The following is a 19471-nucleotide window of genomic DNA, read 5'->3' as shown; positions in this document are numbered from 1 at the left end:
TCTACGGGCGCGCAATGACGGACAGCGCCATGGGCTAAGGAAGATTTACCGGCAAGGGGTAATTATTCGCACATGACAGGAGCAAGGATTATACGGCGAAGTGACGAAGATGCCTGGACAGTTTGTAGCGGCGGGTTACGACAGGGTAATTGGGCTTTCAGAGGGGACGTCTCGGTGTGGGAGCGGCCTTGTGTCGCGATGGGGCGCTCGGTTGCCTCCAGCATTTCGACATCATGCAAAGATGTCGGGGCCGCTGTGCGGCCCTTCGCGACACAAGGCCGCTCCTACAGAGAGCTGCCTGGCATCACTCCTGGCTGATCGGCAGGATGTAGTTCTCGAACTCGGTGTCCTTGCGAAAGCCCATGGACTCATAGGTCTTGCGCGCCACCTCGTTGTCGCTGCTGGTGGATACGCGCATGCGCACGGCGTTGGATTCCTTGGCCATCTTCTTGGCTTCGCGCATCAGGTGGTCGGCCACCAGCATGCGCCGGGAGTCTTCGGCCACATAGATGTCGTTGAGGATCCACACACGCTTGAGCGACAGCGACGAGAAGCTCGGGTAGAGCTGGCAGAAGCCCATCAGGCGGTCATCGCCATCATCCGGCAGGGCCAGGTAGATGATCGATTCCTTGCGCTTGAGGCGTTTCTCGAGGAAGGCTCGCGAACTGTCCGGGTAAGGCAGTTGCCCATAGAACTCGCGGTATTTCACGAACAGTGGGGTGAGCAGGTCAAGGTGGTCCAAGGTTGCCTGGATGATGCGCATGGGCGGGCCTCTGAGTCCATTGGGGATACGGCGGATTGCCAGCAGCGTCCTCTGGCATGCTGCCTAAAGCAGGCTAGAAGCGCAATCCGCCTTCCGTGACATGTTTTTTACTCCTCGCCGAGTAGGAAGTTTCCGGTTCTGCCAAGAGAGCCTTCGCTGTCGATGCTATGGACCTCGGCTTCGTCCTTCAAATTCACCCCGGACAGCTGGCGCCGACAGGCTTCGCGCATCAGGTACAGCAAGCGATGCGCGGCCATGCCGTAGCTCAGGCCCTCGAGGCGCACGTTGGAGATGCAGTTGCGGTAGGCGTCGGTCAGGCCGACCTTGGGCGCGTAGGTGAAGTACAGGCCGAGGCTGTCCGGTGAGCTGAGCCCGGGGCGTTCGCCGATCAGCATCACGGTCATGCGCGCGCCGAGCAGTTCGCCTACCTCGTCGGCCACCGCCACCCGGCCTTGCTCCACCAGCACCACCGGGGCGCTGGTCCAGCCGTCGGCGGCGGCCTGCTCCTCGAAGCGGGTCAGAAACGGCAGGGTGTGACGGTGCACGGCCAGCGCCGAAAGGCCATCGGCGACGACGATCGCCAGGTCGACCCCGCCGGGGTTGGCCTGGGCGTGTTCGCGCAGGCACTGGGCCGACTCCTCGTGCAGGCGCCGGCCCAGGTCCGGGCGTTGCAGGTACTGGTGGCGGTCGCTGGCGGCGCTGTGCAGCAGCAGGCTGTCGCGCCCGCGGTCGCTGAGCTGCTGGCGCAGGCCGGCATGGTCGAAGGGCAGGTGCACGGCATCGCGGGCCTGGGCGTGGGCGTACTGGAAGTCCAGTTGGGCGCCGGTGGGCAGGCTGATGCCGGTGCGGCCCAGGGCTATGCGCGCGGGGGTCAGGTTGCGCAAGGCCAGCCAGGGGTTGTCCGGGGTCGGGGTGTGCTGTGCCATGGTCACCTCTAGGCCAGTTGCCGCAAAGCCTGGCGGAAGGCCGGCGGCAGGTTGTCGCCGAAGCGGATGCGGCCATCGGCCTGGGTGAAGATGCCGGTGCGCGCAAGCCAGGCCTCGAATTCCGGCCCGGGCTTCAGGCCAAGGGTCTGGCGCGCGTAAAGCGCGTCGTGGAACGAGGTGGTCTGGTAGTTGAGCATGATGTCGTCGGAGCCGGGGATGCCCATGATGAAGTTGATCCCGGCCACCCCCAGTAGGGTCAGCAGGGTGTCCATGTCGTCCTGGTCGGCTTCGGCGTGGTTGGTGTAGCAGATGTCGCAGCCCATCGGCACGCCCAGCAGCTTGCCGCAGAAGTGGTCCTCAAGGCCCGCGCGGATGATCTGCTTGCCGTTGTACAGGTACTCCGGGCCGATGAAACCGACCACGGTGTTGACCAGGAACGGCTTGAAGTGCCGGGCCACGGCGTAGGCGCGGGTTTCGCAGGTTTGTTGGTCGACGCCGTGGTGGGCGTTGGCCGAAAGGGCGCTGCCCTGGCCGGTCTCGAAGTACATCAGGTTCTGCCCGACCGTGCCGCGCTTGAGTGATAGGCCTGCCTCGTATCCCTCCTGCAGCACGTTGAGGTTGATGCCGAAGCCGGCGTTGGCCGCTTCGGTGCCGGCGATGGACTGGAACACCAGGTCCAGCGGCACGCCCCGGTTGATCGCCTCGATCGAGGTGGTGACGTGGGTCAGCACGCAGGACTGGGTGGGGATGTCGTAGCGCTGGATGATCGCGTCGAGCATCTCCAGCAGCGCGCAGATCGAGGCGATGCTGTCGGTGGCTGGGTTGATGCCGATCATGGCGTCGCCGTTGCCGTACAGCAGGCCGTCGAGGATGCTGGCGGCGATGCCGGCCGGCTCGTCGGTGGGGTGGTTGGGTTGCAGGCGCGTCGACAAGCGCCCGCGCAGGCCCATGGTGCCGCGGAACGCGGTGACCACGCGGATCTTCTGCGCCACCAGCACCAGGTCCTGGACGCGCATGATCTTCGACACCGCGGCGGCCATTTCCGGGGTCAGGCCCGGGGCCAGGGCGCGCAGGCTGTGTTCGTCGGCGTGCTCGCCGAGCAGCCAGTCGCGCAGGCCGCCAACGGTCAGGTGGCTGACCGCGGCGAAGGCCTCTTTGTCGTGGCTGTCGATGATCAGCCGGGTGACTTCGTCGCTTTCATAGGGGATCAGCGCCTCGTCGAGGAAGTGCTTGAGCGGGATGTTGGCCAGGGCCATCTGCGCCGCCACCCGTTCGCCGTCGTTGCTGGCGGCGACGCCGGCCAGGTAGTCGCCGGAGCGCGCCGGGCTGGCCTTGGCCATTACCTCTTTGAGGCTGTCGAAGCGGTAGACCTGGTGGCCTACGGTGTGGGTGAAACTTGCCATACAGAATCTCCAAAGCGCCGCAGGGCTGGCCTGCGGCGTAGGTCGGCGATCAGTGCAGGGCCTCTTCGGCCTTCTGGATCGCGGCGAATTCCTCTTCCGGCGTCCCGGCCACCAGGTGGTGGCGGCTATAGAAAGCAAAGTAGGCAATTAATACCGCATAGATCACCGCGGCGCCAATCACCACCCGTGGGTCGACCAGGAACCCGGCGACCACGGCGATGCAGGCCAGCACCAGGGCCAGGCCCGAGGTGAAGATGCCGCCAGGTGTGCGGTATGGGCGCTCCATCTTCGGCCGGCGAATGCGCAGGGTGATGTGCGCGGCCATCATCAGCACGTAGGACAGCGTGGCGCCGAACACCGCCACCAGGATCAGCAGGTCGCCCTGGCCGGTCAGCGACAGGGCGAAGCCGATGATCCCGGGGATCACCAGGGCCAGTACCGGGGCCTTGCTCTTGTTGGTCTCGGACAGTTTGCGTGGCAGGTAGCCGGCGCGGGACAAGGCGAAGATCTGCCGCGAATAGGCGTAGATGATCGAGAAGAAGCTGGCGATCAGCCCGGCCAGGCCGACCAGGTTGACGAAACCGCCCATCCAGGTGGAGCCGCCGTAGGCCTTGGCCAGTGCCTCGACCAGCGGGTTGCCCGAGGCCTTGAGGGCTTCGGAACCGGCGCCGCCGGGGCCGACCACCAGGATCAACAAGGCGAAGGCGAGCAGTACCAGCATCGCGCCGATCAGGCCGCGGGGCAGGTCGCGCTTGGGGTTCTTGGTTTCTTCGGCGGCCAGCGGCACGCCTTCGACGGCAAGGAAGAACCAGATCGCGTAGGGGATCGCCGCCCACACGCCGACATAGCCGAACGGCAGGAAACTGCTGGCGCCGGCGGCGTCGGTCTGGGCGATGTCGAACAGGTTGGCTGCATCGAAGTGGGGCACCATGCCCACCAGGAACACCGCCAGGGCCAGGGCGGCGATGGCGGTGATGATGAACATCAACTTGAGTGCCTCGCCCACGCCAAAGATGTGGATACCGATGAACACCACGTAGAACGCCAGGTAGATCATCCAGCCGCCGATGCCGAACAGCGACTGGCAATAGGCGCCGATGAAGGTGGCGATGGCCGCTGGGGCGATGGCGTATTCGATGAGGATGGCGGTGCCGGTGAGAAAGCCGCCCCAGGGGCCGAAGGCGCTGCGGGCGAAGCCGTAGCCGCCACCGGCGGTGGGGATCATCGAGGATAGTTCGGCCAGCGAGAAGCACATGCACAGGTACATGGTGGCCATCAGCAGGGTGGCGAGGAACATGCCGCCCCAGCCGCCCTGGGCCAGGCCGAAGTTCCAGCCGGCATAGTCGCCGGAAATCACGTAGGCAACGCCCAGGCCCACCAGCAGGACCCAGCCGGCGGCGCCTTTTTTCAGTTCACGTTGCTGGAAATAGTCCGAGCCGACTTTTTCGAAGTCGACGGTGGAGCTCGCCGGCGCGCCGACGGTGTGATCGCTTGGCATGGTGTTCACCTGTTGTTTTTCTTAGGTTGCCGGAGGGACTGCCGGCGCTTGGTGATTTTAGTTGCAGGAAGCGAGCCAGGGCCTTTGGGGCCGCTTTACGGCCCTTTGGCCGGCAAGCCGGCTTACAAGGCAGAGGTGAAACCTGTAGGCGCCGATTTGCCGGCCAAAGGGCTGCACAGCAGCCCCAGTGGCCTGTTTAGAAGAAGCCCAGCGGATTGATGTCGTAGCTCACCAGCAGGTTCTTGGTCTGCTGGTAGTGGTCGAGCATCATCTTGTGGGTTTCCCGGCCGACACCGGACTTCTTGTAACCACCGAACGCGGCATGCGCCGGGTACAGGTGGTAGCAGTTGGTCCACACGCGACCGGCCTTGATGCCGCGGCCCATGCGATAGGCGCGGTTGATGTCGCGGGTCCACACGCCGGCACCCAGGCCGAACTCGGTGTCGTTGGCAATCGCCAGGGCCTCGGCTTCGTCCTTGAAGGTGGTGACGCTGACCACCGGGCCGAAGATCTCTTCCTGGAACACGCGCATCTTGTTGTTGCCCTTGAGCAGGGTCGGCTGGATGTAGTAGCCGGTGGCCAGCGCGCCTTCGAGTTGCTCCACCTTGCCGCCGGTCAGCAGCTCGGCGCCCTCTTCCTGGGCGATCTTGAGGTAGGACTGGATCTTCTCGAACTGCTGCTGCGAGGCCTGGGCGCCGACCATGGTGTCGGTGTCCAGCGGGTCGCCGCGCTTGATCTGCAGCACCTTCTTCATCACTACTTCCATGAACTGCGGGTAGATCGACTCTTGCACCAGGGCGCGGGAAGGGCAGGTGCACACTTCGCCCTGGTTGAAGAACGCCAGGACCATGCCTTCGGCGGCCTTGTCGATGAACGCCGGCTCCGCCTGCATGATGTCTTCGAAATACACGTTGGGCGACTTGCCGCCCAGCTCGACGGTGGACGGGATGATGTTCTCGGCGGCGCACTTCATGATGTGCGAGCCCACCGGGGTGGAGCCGGTGAAGGCGATCTTGGCGATGCGCTTGCTGGTGGCCAATGCCTCGCCGGCTTCGCGACCGAAGCCCTGCACCACGTTGAGCACGCCCTTGGGCAGCAGGTCGCCGATCAGCTCCAGCAGTACGGTGATGCCCAGCGGGGTCTGCTCGGCGGGCTTGAGCACCACGCAGTTGCCGGCAGCCAGGGCCGGGGCGAGTTTCCAGGCGGCCATCAGCAGCGGGAAGTTCCAGGGGATGATCTGCCCGACCACGCCCAGCGGTTCGTGCAGGTGGTAGGCCACGGTGGTTTCGTTGATCTCGGCGGCGCCGCCTTCCTGGGCGCGGATGCAGCCGGCGAAGTAGCGGAAATGATCGACCGCCAGCGGGATGTCGGCGTTGAGGGTCTCGCGGATCGGCTTGCCGTTGTCCCAGGTTTCGGTGATGGCCAGCAGTTCGAGGTTCTGCTCGATGCGATCGGCGATGCGCAGCAGCACGTTGGAGCGGTCCTGCACCGAGGTGCGGCCCCAGGCGTCGGCGGCGGCATGGGCGGCGTCGAGGGCCTTGTCGATGTCCTCGGCAGTGGAGCGGGGGAATTCGGCAATCAGTTTGCCGTTAACCGGAGAGGTGTTCTCGAAATATTGCCCTTTCACCGGAGCTACAAACTCACCACCGATGTAGTTGCCGTAGCGGCTCTTGAAGGAAACCTTCGCGCCGTCGGTGCCGGGATGTGCGTAACGCATGGGGTATCTCCTGGTCGTTGTGATTGTTGCGGAGTTTCCAAGCGTAGAGCAAAGGTCGGGCCAGTGCTCTGAGGCCCTTGTGAATCAATGACTTGGGTTAATCCGTAGATGCGGTGTGGAGGGTCTTGTACCTCAGTTGACACGGTCTGGGTGACACTTTGTACCGGTTATGGCACAGGCATGACTCAAGGGTCAGCGCGCCATTGCAAAGCATTCGCCGCTGGAGGATGCTGGCGGGACGCTCTACCTGCGGAGAACAACAAAAATGCAGAGCAACCCGTTCAGCCGCCATGCCCAGCAAGTGCTCACGGTGGCCCACGGCCAGCCCAGCGGGCCGGGCAGTGACCCGTCCATCGCCCGCTCCTGGCTGCGCTGCCTGGAGGATTACCACCTCGACCCGGCACGGGCCCAGGCGCCAGTGGTGCTCGAGCACGGCCGCCTGCTGGAGAGCCGCGAACGCCTGCACCAGGTGCTGCAGATCGCCGACACCGAGATGAACAGCCTGCACCAGCAGTTGTCCGGCACTGGGCATGCGGTGTTGCTGACCGATGCCCGCGGGGTGATCCTCAATTGCGTCACCGCGCCCAATGAGCGGCGCATCTTCGAGCGCGCCGGGCTATGGCTGGGCGCCGACTGGAGCGAGGCCCGCGAGGGCACCAACGGCATCGGCACCTGCCTGGTCGAGCGCCAGGCCCTGACCATTCACCAGGATGAGCACTTCCGTGGCCGGCACACCGGCCTGACCTGCTCGGCCAGCCCGGTGTTCGATCCACACGGCGAATTGCTCGCGGTGCTCGATGTGTCCTCGGCGCGGCCTGATGTCTCGCGCCAGAGCCAGTTCCATACCATGGCACTGGTCAACCTCTCGGCAAAGATGATCGAAAGCTGTTATTTCCTGCGCCATTTCGAGCAGCAGTGGCTGTTGCGCTTCCACTTGCAGGCCGAGTCGGTGGGCCTGTTCAGCGAGGGCTTGCTGGCCTTCGACGGCGACGGGCGGATCTGCGCCGCCAATCAAAGCGCCTTGAACCTGCTGGGCAGCATTCGCGGCGGCGTGCTGGGCAAGCCGCTGGAGCGGTTCTTTGCCTGCAGCCACGACGAACTGTTCAGCCGTGCCACTCCCCAGGGCAGCAGCGCTTGGCCGCTGCATACCCGCGACGGTCGCCAGGTGTTCGCCAGTCTGCGGGGGCAGGCCCGTGCACCGGTGTGGTCGGTGCCAGCGGCCTTGCCCCAGGCGCGGCCTGTGGTCGAGCCGGTGATCTGCCTGCTCGATCCGGCCTTGCAGGAGGATTTTCGCCGCGCCGTGCGGGTGTTCGAGCGCGACGTGCCGCTGTTGCTGCGCGGCGAGACCGGCTGTGGCAAGGAGGCCTTTGCCCAGGCGGTACACCAGGCCGGTGCCCGTCGGCACAAGCCGTTCGTGGCGATCAATTGCGCCTCGATTCCCGAGAGCCTGATCGAGAGCGAGCTGTTCGGTTATCGCGGCGGCAGCTTCACCGGCTCACGCAAGGAAGGCATGCGCGGCAAGCTGTTGCAGGCTGACGGCGGCACCTTGTTGCTGGACGAGATCGGCGACATGCCGCTGGCCTTGCAGACCCGCCTGCTGCGCGTGCTGGAAGAGCGTCAGGTGGTACCGATCGGCGGCGAACCCCAGGCCGTGGATGTGCGCATCATCAGTGCCACCCACCGCGACTTGCTGGAACGGGTGGAGCAGGGCAGTTTCCGCGAGGACCTGTATTACCGCCTCAATGGCCTGGAAGTGGCGTTGCCGGCGGTGCGCGAGCGCAGTGACAAGGCGGCGTTGCTGGACTTCCTGTTACGCCAGGAGGCACAAGGGCAGCGTGTTCAGCTGGCGGCAGAGGCGCGCCAGGCGCTGTTGGACTTCGCTTGGCCTGGGAACGTGCGGCAGATGCGCAATGTATTGCGGACCCTGGTGGCGCTGTGCGAAGACGCCCTTATAGCGCTCTCGGATCTCCCCGCAATCATTCGAAGCGACGCGGGCCCTGTAGGAGCGGCCTTGTGTCGCGAAAGGGCCGCGCGGCGGCCCCAGGATCTCACCGGTGACGCTCAGCCCTTTCGCGACACAAGGCCGCTCCTACACGCCGAGCATCAGGCGCTCATGGACGTACTGGAGGCAAAACACTGGCACCTCACGCGTGTCGCCGAGCACCTGGGCATCAGCCGCAATACCTTGTATCGAAAACTGCGCAAGCACGGCATCGCCAGGGGCGCCTGAGCAAAACACCGGGTGCGATTTCCCGCGCCCTGGGCTACCCTGCCTCGACGTTTTGCGAGGTCGATCATGCACATTCATATTCTCGGTATTTGCGGCACTTTCATGGGTTCGCTGGCGGTGCTGGCCAAGGAGCTGGGCCACCGCGTCACTGGTTCGGACGCCAACGTCTACCCGCCGATGAGCACGCAGCTCCAAGCCCAGGGCATCGAACTGACCCAGGGCTACGACCCGGTCCAGCTGGAGCCGGCACCCGACCTGGTGGTGATCGGCAACGCCATGTCGCGGGGCAACCCGGCGGTGGAGTACGTGCTGAACAAGGGCCTGCCCTATGTCTCCGGCCCGCAGTGGCTGGCCGACCATGTGCTGCAGGGCCGTTGGGTCCTGGCCGTGGCCGGAACCCACGGCAAGACCACCACCAGCAGCATGTTGGCCTGGGTACTGGAGCACGCTGGCATGAGCCCGGGCTTCCTGATCGGCGGCGTGCCGCAGAACTTCTCGGTGTCGGCGCGTCTGGGCGGCACGCCATTCTTCGTGGTCGAGGCCGACGAATACGACAGCGCCTTCTTCGACAAGCGCTCGAAGTTCGTGCACTACCACCCGCGCACCGCGATCCTCAACAACCTGGAGTTCGATCACGCAGACATTTTCCCCGATCTGGCGGCCATCGAGCGGCAGTTCCACCACCTGGTAAGGACTATCCCCAGCGAAGGCCTGGTGATTCACCCGACCGCCGAACAGGCGTTGGAGCGGGTGATCGGCATGGGTTGCTGGACCCCGGTGCAGACCACCGGCGTGGGTGGCCAATGGCAGGCGCGCCTGCTCAGTGCCGACGGTTCGCGCTTCGAAGTGCTGTTCGAGGGCCAGGCCCAGGGCGTGGTGGACTGGGCCCTGACCGGCCAGCATAACGTCGCCAATGCCCTGGCCACTCTGGCCGCCGCCCGCCATGTCGGCGTGGCGCCGGCCATGGCGGTCGAAGGCCTGAGCGCGTTCAAGAGCGTCAAGCGGCGCATGGAGAAGGTCGCCGAGGTGCAGGGCGTGACCATCTACGATGATTTCGCCCACCACCCGACTGCCATCGCCACCACCCTCGACGGCCTGCGCAAGCGCGTTGGCGAGGCGCCGGTGATCGCGGTAATCGAGCCGCGCTCCAACTCCATGAAACTTGGCGCCCACCGCGACGGCCTGCCGGAGAGCGTCAACGACGCCGACCAGGTGATCTGGTACGCACCGCCCAACCTGGGCTGGGACCTGGCCGGCACCGCGGCTCAGTGCAAGGTGCCGAGTGTGGTCGCCGACAGCCTCGAGGCGATCATCGAGCGCATCAAGGGCCAGGCCCGCCCCGGCACCCATGTGGTGATCATGAGCAACGGCGGCTTCGGCGGCCTGCACGGCAAGTTGGCCGAGGCCCTGAAGTGAGCGGGCCCGAGCGCATCACCCTGGCCATGACCGGCGCCTCCGGGGCGCAGTATGGCCTGCGCTTGCTCGATTGCCTGGTGCGCGAGGAGCGCGAGGTGCACTTTCTCATCTCCAAGGCCGCGCAACTGGTGATGGCTACAGAGACCGACGTTGTGTTGCCAGCCAAGCCCCAGGCCATGCAGGCGTTCCTGACCGAGTACACCGGCGCGGCCGACGGGCAGATCCGCGTGTATGGCAAGGAAGACTGGATGTCGCCGGTGGCCTCGGGCTCCGGCGCGCCGGCGGCGATGGTGGTGGTGCCGTGTTCCACCGGTACCCTGTCGGCGATTGCCACCGGGGCCTGCAACAACCTGATCGAGCGGGCGGCTGACGTGACCCTCAAGGAGCGTCGTCAGTTGATCCTGGTTCCGCGCGAGGCACCATTCTCGACCATCCACCTGGAGAACATGCTCAAGCTGTCGCAGATGGGCGCGGTGATCCTGCCGGCGGCGCCGGGGTTCTATCACCAGCCGCAGAGCATCGACGACCTGGTCGATTTTGTCGTGGCGCGGATTCTCAACTTGTTGAATATCCCCCAGGATATGTTGCCGCGCTGGGGCGAGCATCACTATGGGGTCGATGATTGAAGCGCACCCTGGCAGGGCTGTTGCTGTTGGCCCACCTCGGCGGCTGCGCCACGGTGCGCACGTTGGATGGCAACAAGCCGGGGGCGCCGGTGGTGTATGCCGGGACCCGGCTTGACCTGTATGTGATGAATGGCGGGTGCTGCCCGGAGGATCGCTTCGGCGCTACTGCGCCGGCTTATCCAGGGCTGGACCTGCCGGGCAGCGCGTTGCTCGATACCGTGCTGCTGCCGTTGTCGTTGTTGACGGCGGCGGGAGTGGGCTTCAACGCCACAGGCGGCCTGTAGCAAAGCAATCGCGGGGCAAGCCCGCTCCCACGTCTTGATTGCCAAGCTAGGAGGGAGCGGGCTTGCCCCGCGATGAGACCGGTACTGCTGCGCTACTTTTTGCCCAGCTTGCGCAATTCATCCGACTCGACCACGCGGATTCCGTCTTCCTCTTCCAGTGCCAGGCGCCAAAGCGCCCGGGCCAGGGTACAGGCCTCGATGCCACGGTACTTGCCCGGTATCAGTCGCGAGAACGGCGCCGCCAGGCGCTCGCCCAGGCGTGGCTCGATACGCTCGCCCAACAGCAGCGAAGGCCGCACGATGGTCAACTGCGGCCAGTCCTGCTGCCTGAGCGCTTCTTCCATTTCGCCCTTGACCCGGTTGTAGAAGATCGACGACTTCGCATCGGCGCCCAGCGCGCTGATCACCAGCAGGTGTCGCGCACCCATCTCCCGGGCGCGTTTGCTGAAGGCCACGACCATGTCCAGGTCGACCGCGCGGAAGGCGTTTTCCGACCCTGCCTGCTTGAGCGTGGTGCCCAGGCAGCAGAATGCGATATCGACGCGGCCGGCCAGTTGCGGGAGAAACACGGCCGGGTCGCCCACCGGATTTTCCAGGTGTGGGTGCTCGGCCAGCGGCCGACGGGTCGGTGCCAATACGCGGCTGATGGTGGGCTCGTTGAGCAGGCGGTCGAGCAGGTGTTCACCCGTCAGACCCGTGGCACCGGCAAGCAGGACATGCTGAGGCGTCAAATACATGATGTCTCTCCCTCGTTACTACTGAGCTTAGTGGGCCCCAGGTGTTTTCGCCTGTTCCCCCGAAGCTGGCTGGGCTTCATTGCGCAAGGCTTGCTTGGCCTGTTGTCGGCGCAGGCGCTGCCAGTGGCTGACTACCGCAGGCGGCGCCCAGAGCTGCGGCTGCGAGGCTTCGAAGCCTTCCCTTCGTTCTCTTTCGGCAACGCTTTGTCGCGCCAGTTCAAACGCTTGTTTCAGATCGTCGGTCTGGTTCAGCGCCTGGGCGAACAGGGCATCGCCGAAATAGGTGAAGTCGGCCTCCTCCGAGCAGCCGAACGAGACTCGGTCCGGGCGCGCGGCGGTCATGATCAGGGTGCGTTGGTCCTTGAGCGGGGCGATGTAGCCCCCGGAGTAGCAGGCGGAAATGACCACGACCTTGTCGCGATCTTTCAGCGGCGCCAGGGCGCTGGCCAGTTCATCGGCGGACAGGTCGGCCAGTTGCAGGCGTGGCTGGTCGAGTACCAGTTGGTGATCATGGCTGCCGTGGCTGGTCAGGTAGATGAATACCAAGTCTTCCGGGCCGCTGCGCTCGGCCAGGGTACGCGCGGCGCGGGTGATGTTTTCGCGGGTGGCCATGGGCCGGTCGGCCAGGTGGTCGCGATGGTTGACCAGGGTGACCTGGCCATGGGCGCCGAAGCGCACCTTGAGCATGTTGCTGACATAGTCGGCTTCGCGCAGGAACACGCTCTGCTGGCCATCGCCGGCCACCACCAGGCTGTACAACTGCACCGGCGGTAGCGTGCGTGGCACCTTGGCCAGGGCATCCTCCAGCAGCTTGCCCTGGCTGAGCAGGGCCAGGTCGAGGGGGTCGGGCAGCAGCGTGCCATGCTCGTCGCGCACCCGCACGCCATTGACCCAGGTGCCTGCTTCGACGCGGCCGTCGGGATGGGTCAGGCGACCATGGCCATGGTAGGCGTCGTCGGCAAAGCCGCCGGCGTACTGGCTGCCGTCGGCCAGTTGCAAGGTGCCCAGGCCGCTGAAGCGCCAGTCGCGAAAGCCGCCTTTGTAGCGGCTGCCATCGCTGCCCAGCAGCTCACCCTCGCCAACCAGCGAGCCGTCCTTGAAGTCGCCGATCCACACGTCGCCATCAGCGCTTTCGTAGCGGCCGCGGCCCTCGAGACGGTTGTCCTTGAATTCGCCGATGTACTGCTCGCCGTCGGCGCTGTCGTAGGTGCCGGCGCCTTGCAGTTGGCCATCGATGAAGTGGCCGCTGAACTGGTTGTCGCTGGCGTCGCTGCGCACGCCCGCGCCATTGGGCTTGCCCCGGGCGAACAGGCCCTGGTAACGGCTACCGTCGGCCAGTTCGAGCTGGCCGGCGCCGTCGTACTGGTCGTCCTTGAATTGGCCGCGGTAGGTCTGGTCGTGTTGCTTTAGGGTTCCCTCGCCATCGCGGCGGCCGTGCTTGAACGTGCCGGCGTAGTGGCTGCCAGGGGTGGTCAGCTCGCCCAGGCCCTGGAACAGGCCTTCGCTGAACTGGCCTCGGTAAACCTCGCCATTGCTGCCGTGCCATTCGCCCTGGCCGTGCCATTGGCCATCCTTGAAACTACCGGCGTACCAACTGCCGTTGGGATAGTCGATGCGCCCCTCGCCTTGTAGCAGGCCGTTCACCACCTGGCCGCGGTAGCGGCCGCCGTCCGGCAGGCGCGCGTCCGGCGGCGCCAGGGGCTCACCTTCGCCGCAAGCGGCGAGTAGCAGGATCAAAGTCAGGGGCAGCAGGGGGCGCATGGCGGCTTCCGCGAAAAACGATGCGCCGAGTATGCCGCAGAATGCCAGGAGGCGTGAATTGGGCCGCGAAGGCCGGTGTGGGAGCCGGCCTCGTCGGCAAATACCGGCATCGCCGGTGCGGTTCGCCAGCAAGCTGGCTGCTACGCAAGATCAGACGAAACAGAGCGACAGCGGTTCGGCGATATAGGCGGGCTTCTCTTCACCTTCGATCTCGAGGGTGGCAGTGGCCTTGAGCAGCCACTGGCCTGGCTTCTTCTCGGTGGCGTCGACCAGGTCCACCTTCAACCGCACCTGGCTGTCGACCTTCACCGGCTGGATGAAGCGCACGCTGTCCAGTCCGTAGTTGACCACCATCTTCAGCCCCTCGGGGAGTACCAGGATGTCCTCCATCAACTTGGGGATCAGCGACAAGGTGAGGAAGCCATGGGCGATGGTGGTGCCAAACGGAGTTTTGGCCGCCTTCACCGGGTCGACATGGATGAACTGGAAATCGCCGGTGGCTTCGGCGAACAGGTTGATGCGTTCTTGGTCGATCTTCAGCCATTGGGAACGGCCCAGCTCCTTGCCAACGTACTGCGAAAGCTCTGTAACGGGTACATAGGGCATCGCGACATCTCCAGATTGTCATTTGGTACGAAGGTGCAAGATCAGCACGGCCATGGGGATCAGTCAAGTTGCCAGCATTTCGCCGAACATCGCCTTATAGCCAGTTGCTTAGCGTGCTTATAATGGCCGCCATGCTCTGAGGGAGGTCTTTATGCTGCTGCGTGGTTTGACCTGGCTGGTGCTGTTCCAGTTGCTGGGGACGGCAATCAATCACCTGTTCCTGCACATTCTGCCTGGGCCGATCATCGGCCTGTTGCTGCTGCTGGCATACCTCATGCTGCGCGGCGAGGTGGGCGAACCGCTCAACGAGGCCGCCAGCAGCCTGCTGCGCTACCTGCCATTGCTGCTGGTGCCGCCAGCGGTGGGTGTGATGGTCTATGCCAGGGACATCGCCGCCGACTTCTGGGCCATCGTCGGGGCGCTGTTGATCTCCTGCCTGGCGACCCTGGTGTTCGTCGGCGTGCTGATGCAGAAGCTCATCCAGCGCCAGGGCAAGCACGAGGAGCAGCCATGACCCTCGATTGGCACGGCGCGCTCGACGCGGTCATCCACCATCCACTGTTCGGTATCGGCATCACCCTGGCCGCTTACCAGCTGGTGCTGGCAGGTTATGAAAAGACCCGCTGGATCTTCCTGCAACCGGTGCTGGTTTCGATGCTGGTGGTGATCGGCATCCTGCTTGTCTGCGGCATCGACTACGCCGAGTACCGCAAGAGCACCGAGATCATGAACATCCTCCTGGGTCCGGCCACCGTGGCCCTGGCGGTGCCGCTCTACCTTAACCTGCGGCGGATCCGCCAGCTGTTCTGGCCGACATTTACTACGCTGGTAATCGGAGGCCTGTTCGCCACGGTGGCATGCCTGGCGCTGGGCTGGTGGTTTGGCGCCGAGCACATGATCCTGATGACCATGGCGCCGAAGTCGGTCACCTCGCCGATCGCCATGTTGGTGGCCGAGCAGATTGGCGGCGTGGCGGCCCTGGCGGCGGTGTTCGTGCTGATCACCGGGGTGATCGGGGCTATCTTCGGCCCGGCGTTGCTCAGCCGCTGCGGCGTGCTCAGCGCCGAGGCTCGGGGCATGGCGCTGGGTGTGACCGCCCATGCGGTGGGCACTTCGGTGGCCTTGCAGGAAAGTGACGAATGCGGCGCCTTCGCCGCGCTGGCGATGAGCCTGATGGGGGTGGCCACGGCGGTGTTCCTGCCGTTGGCGGTCAGCCTGGTGGCTTGAGGAGCAAAGATGACGCTACCGCTGTTTCCCCTCAATACCGTGCTGTTTCCCGGTTGCCTGCTCGACTTGCAGATCTTCGAGGCACGCTACCTGGACATGATCGGCCGCTGCATGAAGCAGGGCGAAGGCTTTGGCGTGGTATGCATCCTGGAAGGCGAGCAGGTGGGCAAGGCGGCGCCGGTGGTGGCGTCGGTCGGCTGCGAGGCACTGATCCGCGATTTCGTGCAGCAGGACAATGGCCTGTTGGGCATCCGCGTCGAAGGCGTGCGGCGTTTTCGTGTCGAGCGCACCGAGGTGCAGAAGGACCAGTTGATGGTCGGCCAGGTGCAGTGGCTGTCGGAGCTGGCGGACGGGCCGCTGCAGGAGCAGGACGATGACCTGCTGGCGCTGCTGCTGGCCCTGGGCGAACACCCGATGGTCGAGGCGCTGGACATGCCGCGGGATGTCGACGGGCGACAGGCGTTGGCCAACCAGTTGGCCTACCTGTTGCCGTTCGTGGAAGAGGACAAGCTCGACCTGCTGGCGATCGACTCGCCGCAGCTCAGGCTGGAGGCGATCCAGGCGTTGCTCGAGCGTATCCAGGGCGAGTTGTTCGCCTGATCAGCGGCCGATGCGATCCCTGTAGGAGCGGCCTTGCGTCGCGAAAGGGCTGCGTAGCAGCCCCGGCGATCGCCAATACGGCCAAAATCCCGGGGCCGCTTCGCGCCCCTTTCGCGACGCAAGGCCGCTCCTACAGGGATTCGCGGTGCCGCAAAATGGCCGTCTCAGTACTGGTAGCGCAACAACGCCTTGGGCAGCGCATGCAGGGCGAAGAACGCCAGCAACGCGATGCATGCCGGCAGCACCAGCCACCATACCCGTTGCGACAGTGCCGTAAGCGGCTGGCGATACTGCGCCAGGGTCAGGCTCAGCGCGCACACACAGCAGGCCAGCAACGCCCCGGCGAGGATATCGGTCGGCCAGTGCGCCCCCAGGTACACCCGCGACAGGGCGATGGCCAGGGCCGGGATGCAACCCAGTAGCACCCAGGTCAGGCGCATGCGCGGCGGTTGGCCGCGCCCGGCCAGCAACGCCAGTACCAGGAAGAAGGCGAACGACGCCGAGCTGTGCCCGCTGGGCATGCTGTAGCTGGTCAGCGGGTCGGCCAGCACCTCGGGGCGGGCGCGGGCGAACAGCCACTTGAGCGAGCCGTTGGCCAGGGCCGTGCCGATCAGCGCGCTGCCGGCGAACAGCGCATGGCGCCACTGCCGGGCCAGCAACAGCAGGCCGGTCAGCAGGCCGCCGAGGAAGAACTGGGTGCGAAAGTCGCCCAGCCGGGTCACCACCACCACCGCGCCGTCGATAACCTGGCTGCGGTGTTCCTGCACCAGGGTCATCACGCCCTGGTCGAGTGCGCTCAGGTAAGGCCAGCCAACGAACAGCGCCGCCACCGCCACGCCGCTCAGCGCGGCGATCAGGCGCGTGCCGTGGCGCTGGTCGCGGATGCTGCTGTTCAGGCTCAGGCCGATCAGCACCGCAAGGGTGCCCACGACGATCCCAGCATCCAGCCAGAAGCCTTCCGGCAGCGGCAGGCGCATCGCCGCGCCGGTGGCCCAGCCGGGCAGCAGGTAGGCCACCGCCCAGCCCGCCCCGGCCACCAGGCTGACAGCGATGAAGCGTGGCAAGGGCATGTCGAACATGCCGGCGACCATTGGCAGCATCGGCCGCAAGGGACCGATGAAGCGCCCGACCAGCAGGCTGGCGATGCCATAGCGCTGGAAGTAAGCCTCGGCGCCGCCGATCCATTGCGGGTGGCTGCGCAGTAGCGGCAGGCGCCGGATGTTCTGGTGAAAATACTTGCCCACGGTATACGACAACGCATCGCCGAGCAGGCCGCCGAGAAAGCCCAGCAGCAAGGTTTCGCCCAGGCTCAGGGCGCCGCTGCCGGCCAGCACGGCGACGGCGAACAGCAGCACGGTGCCGGGTACGATGATGCCGGCAATTGCCAGGCACTCGACGCAGGCGATGATGAAGACCGCCAGGCCGAGCCACTGTGGATGAGCGCCAAGCCAGGCGGTCAGGCTATCGAGCCATTGGCCCATGTTTCAGTTTCCTTGTTCGAGCATGAAAAAATCCTTGCCTTCGACCTGGCCGCGGCGCAATGGGTTGCGGGTGCAGAAGCGCGCGTAGTCGGCATCGACGAAGCGGTAGGGCAGGTGTTCGTCGCGGCCGTGGGGAATGCCCAGGCGGGTGGTCTGGATCACCCGTGGCACGGCGATGGCGCAATCCTCGACGTACAGCCGCTGGGGGTCGAAGCGCTGGGCGTCCCACTGGGTCACCTTCAGGCCCAGGGCCCGACACAGCAGAGTCTGGCCGTTGCACAGGCGCTCGGGCGGGCGCAGGTTGCCGCTGGCGTCGGGGTTGTTCAGCTGCATCTGCGCCAGGCTGTTGTCGCCCGACAGTGCGTCGCTCCAGGGGAACGCCGACTTGATCAGCACCGCGTTGCCGGGGCCATGGGCGCTGAAATTGAGCGAATCGCCACCGCGGGCGTAATACATGTAGATGTGCCCGCCGTCGAGGAACAGCGCCTTGCGCTTCTCGGTGAAGCCGAGGGAGGCATGGCTGCCTTTGTCACTGAGGTAGTAGGCCTCGGTCTCGATGATGCGCGCGGCCAGCCACAAATCGCCATGGCGATGGCGAATGATCTTGCCCAGCAGATCGCGGGCGAGGGTCTGGGCATCGCGGTCGAAGAAGCTGTCGGGCAGGGCGCGGGCCGGGCAGGGGGCTTGTTCGGGCATGCGGGCGGGGTTCGTGTTGGTGAAGGCGGGGATGATAGCAATGAATGGCTTAAGCGAGGCTGAATCAGGTTGTCCCGCGATGGCTAGGTGAAAATTCCGATACGGGCGGTTACATCTTTCCTGCACTTGGACGCCAACCATTTTCGACCATCCGCCACCCGCCGCTGGGCGTACCCGAGCGCGCCAGTTATAATCAGCCGATTTCCCCTTTGCCAAGACACCGAACCCATGACCGAGTCCGTTCTTGACTACATGACCCGCCTGGGTCGCGCCGCCCGTGAGGCCTCGCGGGTGATCGGCCGTGCCAGCACCGCGCAGAAGAACCGCGCCCTGCAGGCCGCCGCCGACGCCCTCGACGCGGCCCGCGACGTGCTCACAGCAGCCAATGAACAGGACCTGGCCAATGGCCGCAAGAACGGCCTGGAGCCAGCCTTGCTCGAGCGCCTGGCGCTCACCCCGGCGCGCATCGACGGCATGATCACCGGCCTGCGCCAGGTGGCCAGCCTGCCGGACCCGGTCGGCGCCATCCGCGATATGAGCTACCGCCCGTCAGGCATCCAGGTCGGCAAGATGCGCGTGCCACTGGGGGTGATCGGCATCATCTACGAGTCACGCCCCAACGTGACCATCGACGCCGCCAGCCTGTGCCTGAAGTCGGGCAACGCCACCATCCTGCGTGGCGGCTCCGAGGCCATCCACTCCAACCGTGCCATCGCCACCTGCATCCAGCGTGGCCTGGCCGAGGCCGGCCTGCCGCCAGCGGTGGTGCAGGTGGTCGAGACCACTGACCGTGAGGCGGTCGGCGCGTTGATCAGCATGCCGGAGTTCGTCGACGTCATCGTCCCGCGCGGTGGCCGTGGCCTGATCGAGCGCATCAGCCGTGATGCCCGGGTGCCGGTGATCAAGCACCTGGACGGCATCTGCCACGTTTTCGTCGACGAGCACGCCGACCTGGACAAGGCCTGGCGTGTCGCCTTCAACGCCAAGACCTACCGCTATGGCATCTGCGGCGCCATGGAAACGCTGCTGGTCGACCAGCGCGTGGCCGAGCGCTTCCTGCCGGAGATGGCCCGCCGCTTCCAGGAAAAAGGTGTCGAGCTGCGCGGCTGCGAGCGCACCCAAGCGATCATCGCGGCGACGCCGGCCAGCGAAACCGACTGGCACACCGAATACCTCGACGCGATCCTGTCGATCCGTGTCGTCGACGGCCTGGAGCAGGCCATCGAGCACATCAACCATCACGGCTCGCACCACACCGATTCGATCATCACCGAACACCAGGGCCAGGCCCGGCGCTTCATGGCCGAGGTCGACTCGGCGTCGGTCATGCTCAACACCCCGACCTGCTTCGCCGACGGTTTCGAGTACGGCCTGGGCGCGGAGATCGGTATTTCCACCGACAAGCTGCACGCCCGTGGCCCGGTCGGCCTGGAAGGCCTGACCTGCGAGAAGTACGTGGTGATCGGCGACGGCCAGCTGCGCGGCCAGGAGTCCTGCTGA

At 65.5% G+C, this 19471-nt stretch carries 18 protein-coding genes; 8 read left to right on the top strand and 10 right to left on the bottom strand.

Annotated features, from left to right (window positions below):
* Positions 1–304: 304 nt before the first annotated feature.
* The 5 genes from E3U47_RS16335 to E3U47_RS16315 all read right to left on the bottom strand — a co-directional run bounded on the left by E3U47_RS16335 (position 305) and on the right by E3U47_RS16315 (position 6307).
* On the bottom strand, positions 305–763 hold the full coding sequence (locus E3U47_RS16335; protein WP_134692722.1) for a GNAT family N-acetyltransferase: 459 nt from the start codon (positions 761–763) through the stop codon (positions 305–307).
* A 107-nt stretch (positions 764–870) separates the two neighbouring features.
* Entirely contained in the window at positions 871–1689 is an 819-nt protein-coding gene (gene eutC / locus E3U47_RS16330) for an ethanolamine ammonia-lyase subunit EutC (RefSeq protein WP_134692721.1), read from the bottom strand.
* A gap of 8 nt (positions 1690–1697) precedes the next feature.
* A complete protein-coding gene (locus E3U47_RS16325) occupies positions 1698–3092 on the bottom strand; it encodes an ethanolamine ammonia-lyase subunit EutB (protein WP_134692720.1) in 1395 nt (464 codons plus the stop codon).
* 49 nt (positions 3093–3141) lie between these two features.
* Positions 3142–4590, bottom strand: coding sequence for an ethanolamine permease (gene eat / locus E3U47_RS16320; protein ID WP_134692719.1), 1449 nt, complete (start codon positions 4588–4590; stop codon positions 3142–3144).
* A gap of 196 nt (positions 4591–4786) precedes the next feature.
* Entirely contained in the window at positions 4787–6307 is a 1521-nt protein-coding gene (locus tag E3U47_RS16315; RefSeq protein ID WP_134692718.1) for an aldehyde dehydrogenase family protein, read from the bottom strand.
* Between the two features lie 265 nt (positions 6308–6572).
* Between E3U47_RS16315 and E3U47_RS16310 the strand changes: the two genes are divergently transcribed.
* The 4 genes from E3U47_RS16310 to E3U47_RS16295 all read left to right on the top strand — a co-directional run bounded on the left by E3U47_RS16310 (position 6573) and on the right by E3U47_RS16295 (position 10863).
* Positions 6573–8537 carry a sigma-54-dependent Fis family transcriptional regulator gene (locus E3U47_RS16310; RefSeq protein WP_134692717.1) on the top strand — a complete coding sequence of 655 codons (1965 nt, stop codon included), beginning with the start codon at positions 6573–6575 and terminating at the stop codon, positions 8535–8537.
* A 66-nt stretch (positions 8538–8603) separates the two neighbouring features.
* Positions 8604–9953 (top strand): UDP-N-acetylmuramate:L-alanyl-gamma-D-glutamyl-meso-diaminopimelate ligase, encoded by a 1350-nt coding sequence (gene mpl, locus E3U47_RS16305; RefSeq protein WP_134692716.1) that lies wholly within the window; start codon positions 8604–8606, stop codon positions 9951–9953.
* Entirely contained in the window at positions 9950–10579 is a 630-nt protein-coding gene (gene ubiX / locus E3U47_RS16300; RefSeq protein ID WP_134692715.1) for a flavin prenyltransferase UbiX, read from the top strand. The genes mpl and ubiX overlap by 4 nt, the downstream gene beginning before the upstream one ends.
* Positions 10576–10863 (top strand): YceK/YidQ family lipoprotein, encoded by a 288-nt coding sequence (locus tag E3U47_RS16295; RefSeq protein ID WP_134692714.1) that lies wholly within the window; start codon positions 10576–10578, stop codon positions 10861–10863. Before ubiX ends, E3U47_RS16295 begins: the two co-directional genes overlap by 4 nt.
* 92 nt (positions 10864–10955) lie before the next feature.
* Here the strand turns inward: E3U47_RS16295 and E3U47_RS16290 are convergent, their stop codons facing one another.
* The 3 genes from E3U47_RS16290 to E3U47_RS16280 form a co-directional block, all read right to left on the bottom strand.
* Positions 10956–11600, bottom strand: a complete 645-nt coding sequence (locus E3U47_RS16290) for an oxidoreductase (RefSeq protein ID WP_134692713.1) — start codon at positions 11598–11600, stop codon at positions 10956–10958.
* A gap of 27 nt (positions 11601–11627) precedes the next feature.
* Positions 11628–13361: a C13 family peptidase gene (locus E3U47_RS16285; RefSeq protein WP_134692712.1), complete on the bottom strand. Its 1734-nt coding sequence runs from the start codon at positions 13359–13361 to the stop codon at positions 11628–11630.
* 150 nt (positions 13362–13511) lie between these two features.
* Positions 13512–13967: a MaoC family dehydratase gene (locus E3U47_RS16280; RefSeq protein ID WP_134692711.1), complete on the bottom strand. Its 456-nt coding sequence runs from the start codon at positions 13965–13967 to the stop codon at positions 13512–13514.
* 151 nt (positions 13968–14118) lie between these two features.
* On the opposite strand from E3U47_RS16280, the gene E3U47_RS16275 reads away from it, so the two are divergent.
* Genes E3U47_RS16275 through E3U47_RS16265 form a run of 3 tightly spaced genes read left to right on the top strand, consistent with a single transcriptional unit; the run spans position 14119 to position 15794 of the window.
* On the top strand, positions 14119–14481 hold the full coding sequence (locus E3U47_RS16275) for a CidA/LrgA family protein (RefSeq protein WP_134692710.1): 363 nt from the start codon (positions 14119–14121) through the stop codon (positions 14479–14481).
* A complete protein-coding gene (locus E3U47_RS16270; protein WP_134692709.1) occupies positions 14478–15194 on the top strand; it encodes an LrgB family protein in 717 nt (238 codons plus the stop codon). The genes E3U47_RS16275 and E3U47_RS16270 overlap by 4 nt, the downstream gene beginning before the upstream one ends.
* A 9-nt stretch (positions 15195–15203) precedes the next feature.
* On the top strand, positions 15204–15794 hold the full coding sequence (locus tag E3U47_RS16265) for an LON peptidase substrate-binding domain-containing protein (RefSeq protein WP_134692708.1): 591 nt from the start codon (positions 15204–15206) through the stop codon (positions 15792–15794).
* Positions 15795–15958: 164 nt separating this feature from the next.
* Here E3U47_RS16265 and E3U47_RS16260 read toward each other — a convergent pair whose 3' ends face one another.
* Together E3U47_RS16260 and E3U47_RS16255 are read right to left on the bottom strand one after the other, a co-directional pair.
* Positions 15959–17275, bottom strand: coding sequence for a bifunctional DedA family/phosphatase PAP2 family protein (locus tag E3U47_RS16260; RefSeq protein ID WP_134692707.1), 1317 nt, complete (start codon positions 17273–17275; stop codon positions 15959–15961).
* Positions 17276–17278: 3 nt separating this feature from the next.
* A complete protein-coding gene (locus E3U47_RS16255) occupies positions 17279–17971 on the bottom strand; it encodes a DNA-3-methyladenine glycosylase (RefSeq protein WP_134692706.1) in 693 nt (230 codons plus the stop codon).
* 228 nt (positions 17972–18199) lie between these two features.
* Between E3U47_RS16255 and E3U47_RS16250 the strand changes: the two genes are divergently transcribed.
* Positions 18200–19471, top strand: coding sequence for a glutamate-5-semialdehyde dehydrogenase (locus tag E3U47_RS16250; protein ID WP_134692705.1), 1272 nt, complete (start codon positions 18200–18202; stop codon positions 19469–19471).

Origin of the sequence: Pseudomonas sp. RIT623 (genome assembly GCF_004519305.1) — a bacterium.
Classification (GTDB): domain Bacteria; phylum Pseudomonadota; class Gammaproteobacteria; order Pseudomonadales; family Pseudomonadaceae; genus Aquipseudomonas.
This window is presented reverse-complemented; position numbering and strand designations above follow the sequence as displayed.